12 protein-coding genes are annotated in these 15,312 nt (G+C 74.3%); 4 read left to right on the top strand and 8 right to left on the bottom strand.

Annotated elements, in window-relative coordinates; translation table 11 throughout:
* Nucleotides 1-205: 205 nt before the first annotated feature.
* Entirely contained in the window at nucleotides 206-523 is a 318-nt protein-coding gene (locus tag ACFVST_RS13065) for a hypothetical protein (protein WP_390149838.1), read from the bottom strand.
* A 239-nt stretch (nucleotides 524-762) separates the two neighbouring features.
* On the opposite strand from ACFVST_RS13065, the gene ACFVST_RS13060 reads away from it, so the two are divergent.
* Complete coding sequence (locus ACFVST_RS13060) at nucleotides 763-1,917, top strand: PLP-dependent cysteine synthase family protein (protein WP_390149836.1); 1,155 nt, start codon at nucleotides 763-765, stop codon at nucleotides 1,915-1,917.
* Nucleotides 1,918-1,943: 26 nt separating this feature from the next.
* On the opposite strand, the gene ACFVST_RS13055 is transcribed toward ACFVST_RS13060, so the two are convergent.
* The gene (locus ACFVST_RS13055; protein WP_390149834.1) at nucleotides 1,944-2,414 is read right to left on the bottom strand and encodes an SRPBCC family protein; all 471 of its coding nucleotides are present in this window, start codon (nucleotides 2,412-2,414) and stop codon (nucleotides 1,944-1,946) included.
* Between the two features lie 183 nt (nucleotides 2,415-2,597).
* Complete coding sequence (locus ACFVST_RS13050) at nucleotides 2,598-3,509, bottom strand: DeoR/GlpR family DNA-binding transcription regulator (RefSeq protein ID WP_390149832.1); 912 nt, start codon at nucleotides 3,507-3,509, stop codon at nucleotides 2,598-2,600.
* A 422-nt stretch (nucleotides 3,510-3,931) separates the two neighbouring features.
* Between ACFVST_RS13050 and ACFVST_RS13045 the strand changes: the two genes are divergently transcribed.
* Nucleotides 3,932-6,265 (top strand): hypothetical protein, encoded by a 2,334-nt coding sequence (locus ACFVST_RS13045; protein ID WP_390149882.1) that lies wholly within the window; start codon nucleotides 3,932-3,934, stop codon nucleotides 6,263-6,265.
* A gap of 27 nt (nucleotides 6,266-6,292) precedes the next feature.
* On the opposite strand, the gene ACFVST_RS13040 is transcribed toward ACFVST_RS13045, so the two are convergent.
* From ACFVST_RS13040 to ACFVST_RS13025, 4 genes are all read right to left on the bottom strand, one after another.
* Nucleotides 6,293-8,740, bottom strand: a complete 2,448-nt coding sequence (locus ACFVST_RS13040; protein ID WP_390149830.1) for a right-handed parallel beta-helix repeat-containing protein — start codon at nucleotides 8,738-8,740, stop codon at nucleotides 6,293-6,295.
* 136 nt (nucleotides 8,741-8,876) lie between these two features.
* Nucleotides 8,877-9,479: a hypothetical protein gene (locus ACFVST_RS13035; protein ID WP_390149828.1), complete on the bottom strand. Its 603-nt coding sequence runs from the start codon at nucleotides 9,477-9,479 to the stop codon at nucleotides 8,877-8,879.
* A 252-nt stretch (nucleotides 9,480-9,731) separates the two neighbouring features.
* Entirely contained in the window at nucleotides 9,732-10,565 is an 834-nt protein-coding gene (locus ACFVST_RS13030; RefSeq protein ID WP_390149826.1) for an MOSC domain-containing protein, read from the bottom strand.
* Between the two features lie 97 nt (nucleotides 10,566-10,662).
* The gene (locus ACFVST_RS13025; RefSeq protein WP_390149824.1) at nucleotides 10,663-11,121 is read right to left on the bottom strand and encodes a DUF6643 family protein; all 459 of its coding nucleotides are present in this window, start codon (nucleotides 11,119-11,121) and stop codon (nucleotides 10,663-10,665) included.
* A 389-nt stretch (nucleotides 11,122-11,510) separates the two neighbouring features.
* Between ACFVST_RS13025 and ACFVST_RS13020 the strand changes: the two genes are divergently transcribed.
* Nucleotides 11,511-12,908: a TerD family protein gene (locus ACFVST_RS13020; protein ID WP_390149880.1), complete on the top strand. Its 1,398-nt coding sequence runs from the start codon at nucleotides 11,511-11,513 to the stop codon at nucleotides 12,906-12,908.
* Nucleotides 12,909-13,125: 217 nt separating this feature from the next.
* Here the strand turns inward: ACFVST_RS13020 and ACFVST_RS13015 are convergent, their stop codons facing one another.
* Nucleotides 13,126-14,319: a glycosyltransferase gene (locus tag ACFVST_RS13015; protein ID WP_390149822.1), complete on the bottom strand. Its 1,194-nt coding sequence runs from the start codon at nucleotides 14,317-14,319 to the stop codon at nucleotides 13,126-13,128.
* Between the two features lie 98 nt (nucleotides 14,320-14,417).
* On the opposite strand from ACFVST_RS13015, the gene ACFVST_RS13010 reads away from it, so the two are divergent.
* Complete coding sequence (locus tag ACFVST_RS13010; protein ID WP_390149820.1) at nucleotides 14,418-15,203, top strand: glutamate racemase; 786 nt, start codon at nucleotides 14,418-14,420, stop codon at nucleotides 15,201-15,203.
* Nucleotides 15,204-15,312 lie beyond the last annotated feature (109 nt).

Raw genomic sequence — 15,312 nt, 5'->3', positions numbered from 1 at the left:
GGCGGGGGCTGGTTCGCAGTGTTATCGCCGGTGAACCCAGAGTGACGTGCCACCAGCGTGACGCAGGGTGCGGCAGCGCGCAACTCGCGGGCCCACACGTGCTCCTGCGCACCTGAGCCGCCGGGTACCGCCGGGCGCCGGCACTGCGGGCACCCGTGCTCCGGGGCGCGCTCCCGGGCGGAACGGCCCAGGTCCCGCGGCCGGTTCAGCCGCGGCGGCCCCCGGCCCGGCGCACCGCCTCGACGAAGCGCCGTGCCGCCCCCGCGCCCTCCCGCGGCGGGCCGTCCTCCGGGGCGAGCCGCAGTACGTACCGGGTGCCGTTGACCTCGGCCGAGGCGCGGTCCGGGGTGAACCACGGGGTGCCCGCGCGCACCGCCTGCACCGGCGCGCTGTCGATCTCGCTGCCGTAGCTGGTCAGCAACTCCAGCCGGCCGCCGCTGATCCGCACCTGGCCCGCCCGGGTCAGCGACCGCAGCCGCTTGCCGATCCGCACCCCTCTGGCCGAGAACTCCTCGTCCGCCATGGCGCCGCCCCCTGTCTCCTCAGCACGGTCACGGGACCGGTGCCCCATACCCCAAGTCTGCCCGCCGCCGGGCCGTTCGCGCCAGGCCTCCGGCAGTCCCGTCGAGCGGCCCCACGCAAGGCTCGCCTTGAGCCGCCCAAAGTAGTGTTTATGCAGGTGAGAAGTGGTGCGAGGCGGGCTATCCTCGGAGCGTCACGCCGCGCGGATCCGCCCGGCGCCGCCCTGTGAGGAGCTCCGTGGTGACCAGCCGCCCCCAGCCGGAACCGGACCGCACCGCCCCCGCCGTCCCCCAGGCCACTCTGGACGTGGACCGCACCGACACCGCGTACCGGGACTGGCTGAAGGAGGCCGTGCGCAAGGTGCAGGCCGACGCGAACCGCTCGGCCGACACCCACCTGCTGCGCTTCCCGCTGCCCGAGCGGTGGGGCATCGACCTGTACCTCAAGGACGAGTCCACCCACCCCACCGGCAGCCTCAAACACCGCCTGGCCCGCTCGCTGTTCCTGTACGGCCTGTGCAACGGCTGGATCCGGCCGGACCGCCCCGTCATCGAGGCGTCCAGCGGCTCGACGGCCGTCTCCGAGGCGTACTTCGCCCAGCTCACCGGCGTCCCCTTCATCGCCGTGATGCCCCGCACCACCAGCACCGAGAAGATCCGCCTGATCGAATTCCACGGCGGCCGCTGCCACTTCGTGGACGACCCGCGCACCATGTACGAGGAGTCCGCCGCGCTCGCCGCCCGCACCGGCGGCCACTACATGGACCAGTTCACCTACGCGGAACGCGCCACCGACTGGCGCGGCAACAACAACATCGCCGAATCCATCTACCGCCAACTGGAGAGGGAGCGCTACCCGCACCCCGCCTGGATCGTCGCCACCGCCGGCACCGGCGGCACCTCCGCCACCCTCGCCCGCTACGTCCACTACATGCAGTACGACACCCGTATCTGCGTCGCCGACCCGGACAACTCCTGCTTCTTCGACGGCTGGACGACCGGCGACCCGTCCGTCACCTGCGACTGCGGCTCCCGCATCGAGGGCATCGGGCGGCCCCGGATGGAGCCCAGCTTCGTACCCGGGGCGATCGACCGGATGATGAAGGTGCCGGACGCGGCGAGCGTGGCCGCGGTCCGCACCCTGGAGCGGGTCATCGGGCGCAGGGCGGGCGGCTCCACCGGCACCGGGCTGTGGGGCGCGCTGAAGATCGTCGCCGAGATGGTCGCCGCGGGCCGCACCGGCAGCGTCGTCACCCTGCTGTGCGACCCCGGCGACCGCTATCTCGACAAGTACTACTCCGACACCTGGCTCGCCGCGCAGGGCCTGGACATCGACCCGTACACGGCGACCCTGGACACCCTGCTGACCACCGGCACCTGGCCCGAACGGGGCTGAGCGGGGCGGCAGTTGGGCGCCCGGCGTCAGGCGGCGAGGCGTTCGTCAAGGCGGGTCACCGCGTCCCGGAAGGCGCGCCCCAGACCGGCCCGGCCCAGCCTGAGCGCCAGCCGGACCGCCGGGCCGCCGTCCGCCGCCACCGTCCACCGCAGATGGGTCCCGCCCTCCGAAGGCGTCAGCCGCCACTCCTCCAGCAGCGCCCGCAGCCCCGGCACATTCGTCGCCACCGTCCGGTACGCGTACACCTCCGGTGCGGTGGCGGCGATCACCAGCTCGTCGAAGCGGGCGCCGCCGCGCAGCCGCACCGCACGCCCGGTGCCCCCGGCCAGCGACCGCACCGACCGCACCGGGGTGAACCAGAGCGGAACGTCCTCCACCTCCTCCGCCAGTGTGTGGAAGACCGCCTCCGGAGCGGCGGACATCCTCTGGGCGAACACCAGGCGCAGCGGCGCGCTCTCGGTGAAGTCGAGCCCGACGGGGCTCAGGCGGTGTGCCATGGCACGCACCCCCAAAGCACTCAGGGGAGCCCTGGCCGGGCTCCCGGCGGACGACCCGCGGGCCGTCACCGCACGGCGGCCCCAGGTGACCTGATCACCATAGCCGCGGGCCGCGCCGACCAGTAGGCCGTATCCGGGACCACCGGACCACACCGGCCGCGTCAGGCCCCGAGCCCCGGCCGCTCAGCCCTCCGCGGCCTCCGTAGACCCACCGGCTCCACCGGTCCCGCGGGCCGCATCGGTCCCGTCGGGCTCATCGGCTTCATCGGTCCCGCCGTCCTCCGCCGACTCGCCCGCCACCACCAGCCGCCGCAGCCGCTCCGTCACCTCGTCCCGGACCCGGGCCGGCAGCCCCGCGTCCGTCACCAGCGTGTCCACCTCGTCCAGGGTGGCGAACGAACTCAGGCCCACCGTGCCCCACTTGGTGTGGTCCGCCACCACCACGACCCGCCGCGCCGACCGCACCAGCCGCCGATTGGTCTCCGCCTCCGCGAGATTGGGCGTGGAGAGACCGGCCTCCGCGGAGATGCCGTGCACCCCGAGGAACAGCAGATCGAAGTGGAGCGCCCCGATCGCCTGATCCGCCACCGGCCCCACCAGCGAGTCCGACGGGGTGCGCACCCCGCCCGTCAGCACCACCGTCGCCGCACCCGGCCGCCGCCCCGTACCGCGCTGCGCGGTGTGGAACACCTCGGCCACCCGCACCGAGTTGGTCACCACCGTCAACTCCGGTACGTCCAGCAGGTGATGGGCCAGGGCGAAGGTCGTGGTGCCGCCGGAGAGGGCGATCGCCGTACCCGGTACGACCAGGGCCGCCGCGGCCCGTGCGATGTTCTCCTTGGCCGTCGGCTCCAGCCCCGACTTCGCCTCGAAACCGGGCTCGTGGGTACTCGCCTCCACCACCGGCACCGCACCGCCGTGCACCTTCTCCACCACGCCCTGCCGGGCCAGCACATCCAGATCGCGGCGCACCGTCATATCGGACACGCCCAGTCTGCGCGTGAGTTCATTGACGCGGACGCCGCCGCGGCGCCGCACCTCGTCCACGATGAGGGCGCGGCGCTGCTCCGCGAGCAGGTTCTGGTTCTCGCTCACGTCCGCTCGGTCCCTTCCCGACGTTCCCACGGCGGCCCCCACGGCCCCGCCCGCGCCCGCACCGGACCGGCCCGCGCGGGACGCCCATCCTGCCACGCGGCACCGACAGTCCCGCCCGCCGTCACCACCGCCCGTCAGCGGCATGTGCCCAACGTCCCCCGGAACGGGGAGATTCGGTGCGGAGGCCTGTGCTCCGCTGTCCTGTTCGGAGAACATGGCGGGGAGACGAACGACCGCACCAGCCAGGGCGACACCGCGGCCCAGCCGCGGCACGGGGGGATCCCAAGGTGGCATCCGCGACCGAACCGACCACACCGACCACACCGAACACAGCACCCGAACCGGCTCCGGACGCGGGCACCGGCGGGCGCCCCGCGCTGGAACTCCTGGTGCACGGCGTCGGCGGCGCCACCCCCGAGGAGATGCTGGGCGACCCGCGCACCGTACGCATAACGGGAGACGAGACCGCCGCCGTCTACCGCCGCGCCGACGACGTGGACGCCGAGCGCCACCCCGAGGAGCACCGCGAGGAGCCGGTGCCCGAGGCCTACGTCTGGTCCAACCTCACCTCGGGCAACGGCTCCCGCGCCCTGTGGCTGCTGTTACTCCCCTTCATGGTGGTCAACCTCGCCCACTGGATGCGCCCCACCACCCACCACCCGGGCTCCCGCACCGTCCGCGCCTACGGCCTGCTGGTACGGCTCTGCGGCCTCACCCTCACCGTGCTGCTCACCGCCGCCGCCTGCGAGGTCGCCCTCGGCCTCGCCGCCTGGCAGTGCGCCGGCACCCGGGCCTGCGCCGCCGACCACTCCTGGCTGCACTTCATGTCCCCGGGCCTCACCCCGCACGGCTGGTGGACCCAGCCCGGCCGCCGCCTCGCCCTGGCCGCCACCGTCCCCACCGCCCTCACCGCCCTCCTCTGGTACCTCTCCCACCGCACCTGGAGCGCCTACGAGTCGCAGCAGCCGCTGCCGCACCGGCCCGACACCAGCGACACCCCGGACCCGGTCACCCACACCGCCCTCAGCCGCCCCGGCTTCTGGTACGGCCGCCGCCTCGTCGCCCGGCTGCGCGCCGCGCACACCGCCGCCGGACTCCTCACCGTCGCCGCCTCCGTCGGCACCTCCGCCGCCCGCCACGACCGGGCCCCCGGCGGCCCGCCGCTGCTGGACGCCACCGGCCGCGTACTGGAGGCGCTGATGGTGGTCGGCGCGCTCGTCGTGCTCTGGGTGGTGTGCCGCCGCGGCCGCAGCGAGCGCCGCGCCGACACCTCCCTCGACGCCGCCCTGGTACGCGCCCTGCCGCTGGCCGCCCTCGCCCTGCTCACCGCCACCGCCGGATACGCCGCCTGGTCACGCCCCGAGTGGCACTCCGCGGACCGGCTCGCCGGCGACACCACCTTCGGCCTGATCGCCCTGGTGCAGGGCGTGCTGGTGGTCGCCCTGGCCGTCACCGCCCGGCTGCTGCACCGCGCCAACCCGGTGCCGCGGACCGTGCTGCGCGGCCTCGGCGGCCCCGCCGTCGCCATGCTGGCCTGCGCCCTCGGCGGTGTGATGACCGGCGGCGTCGCCCAGCGCGTCGCGGACTGGCTGGACGGCTCCGGCGGCAGCATCATCGGCCCGCCCACCCTGCTGACCTGGCAGGCCTCCGTCATCCCGCCGCTCCTCCTGGTCGTCATCGCCCTTGTCGTCTGGAACGCGGTACGCACCGCGGCCCGCACCCGCCGCGCCCTGCCCGCGGTGCGCCGTGACTACCCCGACGAGCCGGAGGACGCCGCCCGCACCCGCCGTATCGCCGCCACCCGGGTCCGCGCCTCCCTCACCGACCGTGCCCCGCTGGCCGTCGGCCTGATCTCCGGGATCACCCTGGTGCTGGGGGCGGGCGCCCTGGCCGGGGCCTGGCTCACCGGCGAGGTGCCGGCCGAGGCGGCGAAGGGCTCCTGGCGAGTGATCGAGGGTGTGGCCGGCACCTCCCAGATCCTGGGCTCCTGGCTGATCGGCCTCGGCTTCGTCCTCCTCGTCGCCTCCGGCCGCCGCGCCTACCGCGACGCCTCCACCCGCCGCACCATCGGCATCCTCTGGGACGTCGGCACCTTCTGGCCGCGCGCCGCCCACCCCTTCGCCCCGCCCTGCTACGCGGAGCGCGCGGTCCCCGACCTGACCTGGCGGATGGCGACCTGGACCAGGATCACCTGCGGCCGCCTGGTGCTGTCCGGGCACTCCCAGGGCAGTGTGCTGGCAGCCGCCGCGGCCTGGCAGCTCGGCCCCGCGACCCGCCGCCGCGTCGCCCTCCTCACCTACGGCTCCCCGCTGGAACGCCTCTACGGCCGCTGGTTCCCCGCCCACTTCGGGCCGGAGGCCCTCCAGGGCCTGCACGACGAGGTGGACTGCTGGCGCAACCTCTACCGGGAGACCGACCCCATCGGCGGCCCGGTACGGCTGCCGGACGACGCGGCCCCGGACGTCGACCGCGGCCCCCTCACCGACCCCCTCGCCTACGGCCGCACCGATCTGCATCCGCTGCCCGCGCCCATCCTCGGCCACTCCGAGTACCAGGCCGACCCGGTCTTCGCCGCCGAACGCGCCCGGCTGCTGGCCCGGTTGAAGCCCGGCGCGGAGGGCGAGGCGGGCGCCGCCCCGCTGGAGCACGCCGAGGCGGTCGACGGGCAGGCCGTCGCCACCGCCGCCCCACCCGCACCCCGGGAAGCGGAGACCGCCGCCCCGGAGTCCGTACCGCCGCAACCGTCGAAGGGGTGAGGGGGAAGGGGCCAACGGGCTGGCGGGTCAGGGGAGTTGGGGGAGGTCCTCGGGGTAGAGGAGGGTCAGGTCGTCGGTGCTGATGTCGAGGAGCTGCGCCACCCGCCCGGCGTGCCGCTCCACCATCGCCTCGAAGGTCTGCCGCGCGGTACGCCCGTTGCCGAACGCGGGCCCCCTCGGTACCGCGGCGAAGTACGCCCGCAGTGCCTCGCCGGTGCCCTCGGCCAGGGTGTACTCATGCTCCTCGGACTGCTGCTCCACGATGCTGAGCAGCTCGTCGGGCGAGTAGTCGCCGAAGGTGATGGTGCGGGAGAAGCGGGACGCCACCCCCGGGTTGACGGTGAGGAAGCGCCGCATCTCCTCGGTGTAGCCGGCGACGATGACCACCACCGCCTCCCGGTGATCCTCCATCAGCTTCACCAGGGTGTCGATGGCCTCCCGCCCGAAGTCCCGCCCGGAGTCCTCGGGGGAGAGGGCATAGGCCTCGTCGATGAACAGGACGCCACCGCGGGCCCGTTCGAAGGCCTCCTGGGTGCGGATCGCGGTCGAACCGATGTGCTCGCCGACCAGGTCCACCCGCGACACCTCGACCAGATGCCCCTGCTCCAGCACACCGAGCGCGGCCAGTATCTCCCCGTAGAGCCGGGCCACCGTCGTCTTGCCGGTGCCGGGGGAGCCGGTGAAGACGAGGTGGCGGCGGACCGAGGCCGCCTTCAGCCCGGCCTCCTGCCGGCGGCGCCCCACCTCGATCATGTCGGTGAGCGCCCGCACCTCCCGTTTCACGCTCTCCAGGCCGACCAGCGCGTCGAGTTCACCCAGGACCTCCTTGGCCTCCCGGCGCTCCGCCACCGGCGCCGCGGTCGCCACCGCGGCCTTCGCCGGCCCCGCCACGGCCTGCTCGGGGATGGTCGCGGCGGCCGGTGACGCGCCCAGCAGGCCCGGGACCGGGTCGCTCTGCACGGCGGCCGCGCGGGCCCGCACCCCGCCGCTCTCGTCGCTGCTGCACTCCTCCACCAGGGCCCCGCCACCCGCCTCGGTACCGCCCTGGACGTCCGCGAACTCGAAGCCGCCGCGGGCGCACCGCTCGGTACGGCACCGGCGGAGCGTGGTGCGGCAGCCGTCGATGATGTGGAAGCCGTAGCCGCCGCTGTCGGTGACCCGGCAGCCGTGGAAGGTGCCGCGGCCGCCCGCCGACACATAGCAGCCGGCCTCGGTGGGCGCCGTGACCGTGCAGCGTTCGATCGACGGGTCGGCGCCCTTGGTGACGATCACGCCGGTCTGGGTGCCGTCGAAGGTGCAGCCCGCGAGGGTGCCGCCGCTGCCGTGGTCGCGGAACCAGGCGCCGGTCGCGGCCTCCCGGATCCGGCAGTCGTCGAGCTGCGCGGTCGCCCCGTCGCTCACCGACACCGCGGTGTTGCGGACCTGGGCGAGATCGCTGTCGACCACATCGGCGCGCGAGCCCCGGTCCAGGACGAAGAGGGCGTCCGGCACATCGTGCACCCGGCAGGTCTCCAGGACCGCGGTCGCCCCGTCGCTCACCCACACCGCCGGATAGTCGCCCGTACTGTCGTGGATCTCGCAGCGGTTGGCGTCGACGCGGGTGCCGGGGTCCCATACCGAGAGGCCGTTGCGGCCGAAGCGGCGGACGGTGCAGCGGGTCAGCGTGAGCACCGAACGGGAGCGCAGATCGACCGCGTTCTCCGGCACCTCGTGGATCCGGCAGTCGGCCATGGTCAGTACCGCGTCGGTGTCGAGGGTGACCCCGTCCGCGGTGGTGCGGTGCACCTCGCAGTCCGCCAACTGCGCGGAGGCCTGCGCGGTGACCTGCACCCCGCTGCCCTTGACCTCGTACACCTCGCAGCCCACGGCCTCCAGTCCGGACCGCTCGCCCGTCGCGGAGAGGCCCGCACCCGAGGCGTGGTGGATCCGGCACCGCTCCAGCCGCGGATGCCCGCCTTCCCGCACCGCCACCCCGGCCTGCCCGGCCGCCACCACCTCGCAGTCCTCGAACACCCCACCGGAGGCGTCGAGTACGGCGATGCCGACGCCCGCCGGATTGTCCACCGTGCAGCGGCGGACCGCGGGACGCGCCCCGCCCCGCACCTCGATCCCGGAGGCGGACCGGGTCACGATGCGCAGCCCCGCCAACTGCGGTGCCCCGTCCTCCACGAGCAGTGCGGGCGCCGCCGCGTCCTGCCCCTCCACCTGGAGGTCCTGCACCACGGCCGAGGACCGCACCGTCAGCGGCACCCCGTCGGCCGGCGCGATCCGCACCGAACCGGGAGCGTTGTCCGCCCCGCGCAGCGTCACGGCACGCTGCACCACCAGATTCTCCCGGTAGGTGCCGGGCGCGACGGTCAGTACGTCACCGTCGGCGGCCGCCTCCAACGCGGCCGCCAGCGAGGCGTACTCGCCTGTGCGGCGGCGCCACCGCGATGTGCCGGTGTGCGTCACCTGGACCGTGCCCTGTGCCATGGCGGTGTCTCGTCCCCCACCTCGTGGATCGCAACGCAAACCCGGCGCGACCGCACCGGGAACCGGAGAGTCCGGCCGGTCCACCGTAGCGTGTGCGGAGCACCCGTTCCGACCGCGGGAGAACGCCCGGCGCGGGTCAACTCCCGGTGCCGGTACGGCCCCAGTCGGGACCGGCGCGCTCCCAGGCGCGGTCCCAGCGGGCGTACCGCCGGCGCACCATTCTCCACCGCACCAACTGCCGGCCGCCCTCAACGGAGAGGGCGGTGAGGGCGGCGGCGCCTATTCCGGCCAGAGTGGCGTACGCCGTGGCCGTGGTCCGGTCCAGCGGCCGCTGCACGGGCTTGCCGCGGTCGTCCGTCCAGAGCGTGAAGTGGTCGCCCGGGTGCGGGGTGCGCAACGGGGAGAAGACCTTGCCGGTGTGGTGGGAGCGGTCGGGGCCGGTCCAGGAGGCGAGGACGCGGCTTCTTCTGGTGCCGGTGCCGGTCTCGGGATCGGTGTCCAGCGGGGGCTGGGGCAGCGCCTCCAGCACCGTGGCCGGGATCTCGTGGCGCTGGCGCTGCTGGTCACGCATCGACCGCAGCAGCGCCTGCCGGCTGGACGACCCGGTGACCATCCCGGCGACCGGTGCCGCCACCGCGATCAGCAGGATCGCCGTCAACGCCAGCCAGGCCTCGGCGAGATCGGTCTTGCGGCACAGCGGATTGCGCCGCCACCGCCACAGCCCGGCGATCACCCGCACTGCCGAGCACCCCCCTTCCGCGTCCTTCGCACCCCGCGCCGCACCGGTCGCACGGGGGCGCCGGAGGACGGCGGGCGGCAGCACCCCGCCCGGCGAGAGGCAGGGCCCGTCTGTGGAAAGAAACGACCGCGCCCGCCCGGCGGTTCCCACCCGCGCGGGCGACGGCCGGGATTGGCGCGAAGGGCTCGGCCGCGGTACCGGCTCGTCTCCGGCGGAGTTCGGCCCGAAGCCCCAAGTCCCCCTGGGGAAGCCTCAGTCGAGGATGCGCACCGGGTCGCCGAGACGCAGCGTTCCGGTGGTCTCGGGGATCAGGTTCTGGCCGAAGACCAGTTGGTCGCCGAAGCGCCGGGCCCGCGCCAGGGTCCGCAGCGGCTCGCGGCCGCGCTCCGCGGTCTCCTGGTCGGTGGTGGTCACCACGCACCGACCGCACATCTTCACCACCCGGAAGCGGACCTCACCGATGGAGATCCGCGTCCAATCGTCCTCCGCCCAGGCGGCCACCCCGTCCACGACCGCACTTGGCCGGAAACGGTTCATCGGCAGCGGACCCTCCTCCGGGTGGCCGCCGTCCGCGATCAGTGTGTTGAGCGCGGCCAGCGAGGCGGTGGTGGTGAGCAGCAGCGGATAACCGTCGGCGAAGGACACGGTGTCCCCGGGCCGTCCGTAGCCCGGGTCGACAGGGCGGCGCACACCCGGCTCGTCGAGGTGCACCAGGCGTACCGGTACGTCCAGCAGGCCGCTGAACCACTCGGCCGCGGCGGGGTCCGCGGTGACCGTCTCCACCGTGGCGCCGAAGATCTCGGCGACCGCGACCGGACTCCCCGGAACCGGTACGGCCACGTCGAGAGGCGCCAGGCCGGGCGCTTCGAGCCGCAGCCCACCACCGGGCGCGAGATCGGCCAATACCCGTGCCAACAGGGGCTGTTGACGTTGTGTCACGGCACGTCCGCTGCTGTCGATCAGCATCCAGCGGCGGTCGCCGGCCAGTCCCCAGGGCTCGACCGCCGCCGTCGACGGGGCGAGAGCGCGCGCGGCCTTCAGTGGATAGACGTGCAGGGCGGTCAGGGTGGCGGAGGCGGTCGGCATATCCCCATCCTGCCAGCAGGCCGGCGGCGGCCCGGCCTCCCCCTGGCCTGCCCACCACCCGCCCGCGGCAGGCAATCAGTAGCCGCCTGCGGCCGGGTCAGTACCCGCGGTACTGCCGGTTGTACGGGTCCTCGTAGCCGTTCGGCGCGGGGCGCGGGGCGGCGGGGCGGGGCGCCGCGGGCCGCATCGCCTCGTAGCCGGTGGGCGCGGCCGGACGGGGCTGCTGCTGGGGCGCCGGATAGCCGCGCGGCACGGCGCTCTGCTGAGGGATGTACGGCGCCGGGGCCTGCTGCAACGGGGCGGGCTGCAGCGGCGCGTGGTACTGCGGGCCGGGGTGGCCGTAGCCCGCGGGCGCGGGTGAGGGCGCCGAGGGCCGCGCGGGAAGGGCCGCCGGGAGGGCGGGCAGATGACCGCCCGTCTCATAGGCGGAGGGCACGCGGATCGGAGCGATCTGCGGGGTGCCCCGCTCTGCGACCAGAGAGTCGTAGATCGGAGTGTCCGGGAAAAGAGGCGCGGAGTGGTAACCGCCGCCATAAGTGGAGCGGGGGGAGGTCATGGCACATAAGTTAAGCCCACGATGTGCTGGTTGGGGAGACCGATAAGAGGGTTGTTTTGAGTCCTGTCCGTGACCTGGCTTCCTCAATTCGAGCGTATCCGTGGAAAACGGTCGTCCACAGCCGTGTGGATCGTGTAAAGCGCGAGATCACGCCGGGTTACCGATGAGTTGACCGATCGGTTGACCCGTGAGTTGACCGGCGGGTAGCCGACGGGGCGGAGGGCCGGGAGCGGAACTGCCTCCGGTGTGCGGTCGTCCACCGGGTACGGGCCGCGGGCCGGACGGCCGGTGGCTGTCGGCCCATGGGCTTAGATTTGGACCAGCAAGGGCCCCAACGGCCCGCACACGACGCCGTGGCAACGGGGGAGGACATGTCCGTGACGCAGAACATGCCCAAGGGATCAAACGTGATGGTGCCGGCCCAGGCGGTGCGCATCGAGCTCAACTGGCATACGGGGCCCGGGATTCCGGACGCGGACGCCTCGGCCCTGCTCCTCGCCGACGGCCGGGTGCGCTCCGACGCCGACTTCGTCTTCTACAACCAGCCGCAGCACTCCTCCGGCGCCGTACGCCACGAGGGCAAGCGGACCCAGGGCGGCAGCGCCACCGACACCCTCCAGGTCGAACTCGGCCGCGTGGAGCCGGGGATCGAGCGGATCGTCATCGCCGCCTCCGCCGACGGCGGCAGCTTCGGCCAGGTCCCCGGCCTCTCCGTCCGTGTCCTCGACGCGGCCGCCGGCAGCGAGATCGCCCGCTACGAGAGCACCGACGCCGGGGTCGAGACCGCGTTCATCCTCGGCGAGCTGTACCGGCGCCAGGGCAGTTGGAAGTTCCGCGCTGTGGGCCAGGGCTACAGCACCGGACTCGCGGGCCTCGCCACCGACTTCGGCATCACCGTCGACGAGCCCCAGCGACCCGCCCCGCAAGCCCCTGCTCCCCAGCCCCCCGCCCCGCAGGCCCCCACCCCGCCCCCGCCCCCGCAGCCCTACCCCGCGGCCCAGCCCGGCCCGCCGCCCGCCCCGCTCGCGCCCACCCTCCCCGGCACCGTCCCCCCGCCGCCCGTCGCCTGGCCCGCGCCCGCCGGCCAGCCCGCCCCGGGGTACCCGCCGCCCGCGCCCACCCAGCCGACGCCCGCACCCGCCGCGCCCGTCAGCCTCAGCAAGGTCACGCTCACCAAGGAGGCGCCGTCCGTCTCCCTCACCAAACAGGGCGCCACCTCCGGCGCGCTGCGCGTCAACCTCAACTGGCAGGTGCGCAAGCAGTTCAAGGGCTGGGGCAGCAAACTCGGCCGCGCCGTGGCCCAGCACAACGATCTCGACCTTGACCTGTGCGCCCTCTACGAGTTGAGCGACGGCCGCAAGGGCGTGGTCCAGGCACTCGGCAACGCCTTCGGCGACTTCCACCGCGCCCCCTATATCCACCTCGACGGCGACGACCGCACCGGCGCCGTCGACACCGGCGAGAACCTCACGGTCAACCTCGACCACCGCAGCGACTTCCGCCGCATCCTGGTCTTCGTCACCATCTACGAGGGCGCCCGCTCCTTCGCCGACCTGCACGCCACGGTCACCCTGCAACCCCAGCACGGCGCCCCCGTCGAGTTCTTCCTCGACGAATGCACCGTCCCCTCCACCGTCTGCGCCCTCGCCCTCATCACCCACGACGGCAACGACCTGGTCGTCCAGCGCGAGGCCCGCTACCTGGTACCACAGCGCGGCGTCAGCCCCCAGCGCACCGTGGACCACACCTACGGCTGGGGCATGAACTGGACCCCGGGCCGCAAGTGACCCTGCGGCGGGCCGAGTTGGTGCCCCTAGGCCGTGTCGTTTGGATCTCCGTGGAGCAAGGAGCGGGGTCTGGTGCGTGCTCTCGGTGCGTCGGCCAAGCGCCCTCGTACTGGACGTACTTGGGCGTTTGGCCGGTGCGGCGAGAGTGCGTGCCAGGGCCCGCGACGCCATGGAGATCCAAACGACACGGCCTAGTCCCCGGTCGGCCGGCCCGCTCTCAGGGCCGGCGCCCGGGGTCCGCCGCCGAGCTCGCGTCGCCCACCGGACGGGCATAGGTGCGGCCCTTCCAGGCGGCGCCCCGGCCGCGGAAGTGCTGCACCGCGGAGTCCACCGTCATCAGCAGATACAGCAGCGCCGTGAACGGCAGCAGCGGCGCCCACCACCCGCCGAGCCCGTAGTAACGCACCATCGGCAGGAACGTCCCCGCCATCACCAGCCACCCCAGCCCGCCCACCGCCGCCACCGGCCACACCCCGGACCCCAGCCCCGCCACCAGCGCCACCGGCGGCACCAGGTAGACCAGCGCCAGACCGGCCACCGTCCCCGCCAACAGCAGTACGCTGTGCCGGAGTTGGGCGAAGGCGCTGCGGGACACCATCCGCCACAGATCCCCCAGCCGCGGATACGGCCGCACACTGTGCACATCCCCCGCGAGCCCCAGCCAGATCCGGCCCCCGCCGCCCTTCACCGCACGGGCCAACGCCACATCGTCGATGACCGCCTCCCGGATCACCTCCGGCACCCCCGCCCGCACCGCCGCCGAGGTCCGCAGCAGTACACACCCCCCGGCCGCGGCCGCCGTCCGGGTACCCGGACGCCCGATCCACCGGAACGGATAGAGCTGGGCGAAGAAGTAGACGAACGCCGGCACCACCAGCCGCTCCCACACCCCCGCCACCCGCAGCCGCGCCATCAGGGACACCAGGTCGAAGCCGCCGCCCTCCGCGGACGCCACCAGATCCCGCAGGCTCAGCGGGCCGTGCGCGATGTCCGCGTCCGTCAGCAGCAGATACTCCGGATCGCGCGCCCGGGCCAGCGCGATGCCGTGCCGCACCGCCCACAGCTTCCCGGTCCAGCCCGCCGGCGGTTCCCCCGGCGAGGCCACCGTCAGCGGCAACCCGCCCTGCCGCTCCGCCAGTTGACGCGCCAGCCCACCCGTGCCGTCCGTACTGCCGTCGTCCACCAGGAAGATCTCGGCCCGCCCCGGGTACTCCTGCGCCAGCAGCGACGGCAGGCTCGACGGCAGCACCTCCGCCTCGTCCCGCGCCGGCACCACCACACACACCGAGGGCCACACTCCGGGCTCCGCGGGCGGCGGCAGGCGTACATCCGTCCGCCAGAAGAAGCCCTGCCCCAGCAGCAACCAGAGCCAGCCGGCCAGCGACACCACGGAGATCCACCACAGAGCCATCACCCGCCGAAGTCTGCCACCGCGGACCGGTCGCAGCCGGGCACAGCGGGGCGAAAGCCACCCACTGACCTCGACTGACCATCGACTAGGGTGGCCGGGTGAAAATCGCGCTCGTGGACTCCGGCCTTGGACTGCTGCCCGCCGCCGCCGCCGTGCGGCGCCTGCGCCCCGACGCCGACCTCGTGCTCTCCAGCGACCCCGACGGAATGCCCTGGGGCCCGCGCAGCCCCGAGGACGTCGCCGAGCACGCCGTCCAGGCCGCCGAGGCCGCCGCCGCGCACCGCCCCGATGTGCTGATCGTCGCCTGCAACACCGCCTCCGTGCACGCCCTGCCCGCCCTCCGGGCCCGGCTGGAACCGGAGTTGCCCGTCGTCGGCACCGTCCCCGCGATCAAACCGGCCGCGGCCGGCGGCGGACCGCTCGCCATCTGGGCCACCCCCGCCACCACCGGCAGCGCCTACCAGCGGGCGCTGATCGCGGACTTCGCCGACGGCATCCCGGTCACCGAAGTGCCCTGCCCCGGCCTCGCCGACGCCGTGCAGCACGCCGACCCGGAAGCCACCCGGGCAGCCGTCGCCGCCGCGGCCGGACTCACCCCGCCCGGCACCCGCGCGGTCGTCCTCGGCTGCACCCACTACGAACTCGTCACCGACGCCATCCGTGGTGCCGTCCAGCAGCCCGGCCTGCCGCCGCTGGTGCTGCACGGCTCCGCCGGAGCGGTCGCCGCCCAGGCCCTCCGCCGCATCGGCGCCGAGCCCGCCCCCGAAGCGCCCGCCACCGGTGGGATCACCGTGCTGCTCAGCGGCCGCGAGGAGCGGCTGCCCGCGGACGCCGCGCGCTACCCCGAGGGCCGGCTCCTCGCCGAGACCGCCCCCGTCCGCTGACCCGGCACCCGGCGAAGCGGCGCCCGCGGTCCGCCGAATGACGCGCGCCACCGCCTCATGCGGTGACGTCCCCCCGCGCGGAACCGGTGCCGCTGCGCAGTCTCCTGAG

Source organism: Streptomyces sp. NPDC058045 (assembly GCF_042885635.1).
GTDB lineage: Bacteria > Actinomycetota > Actinomycetes > Streptomycetales > Streptomycetaceae > Streptomyces.
This window is presented reverse-complemented; position numbering and strand designations above follow the sequence as displayed.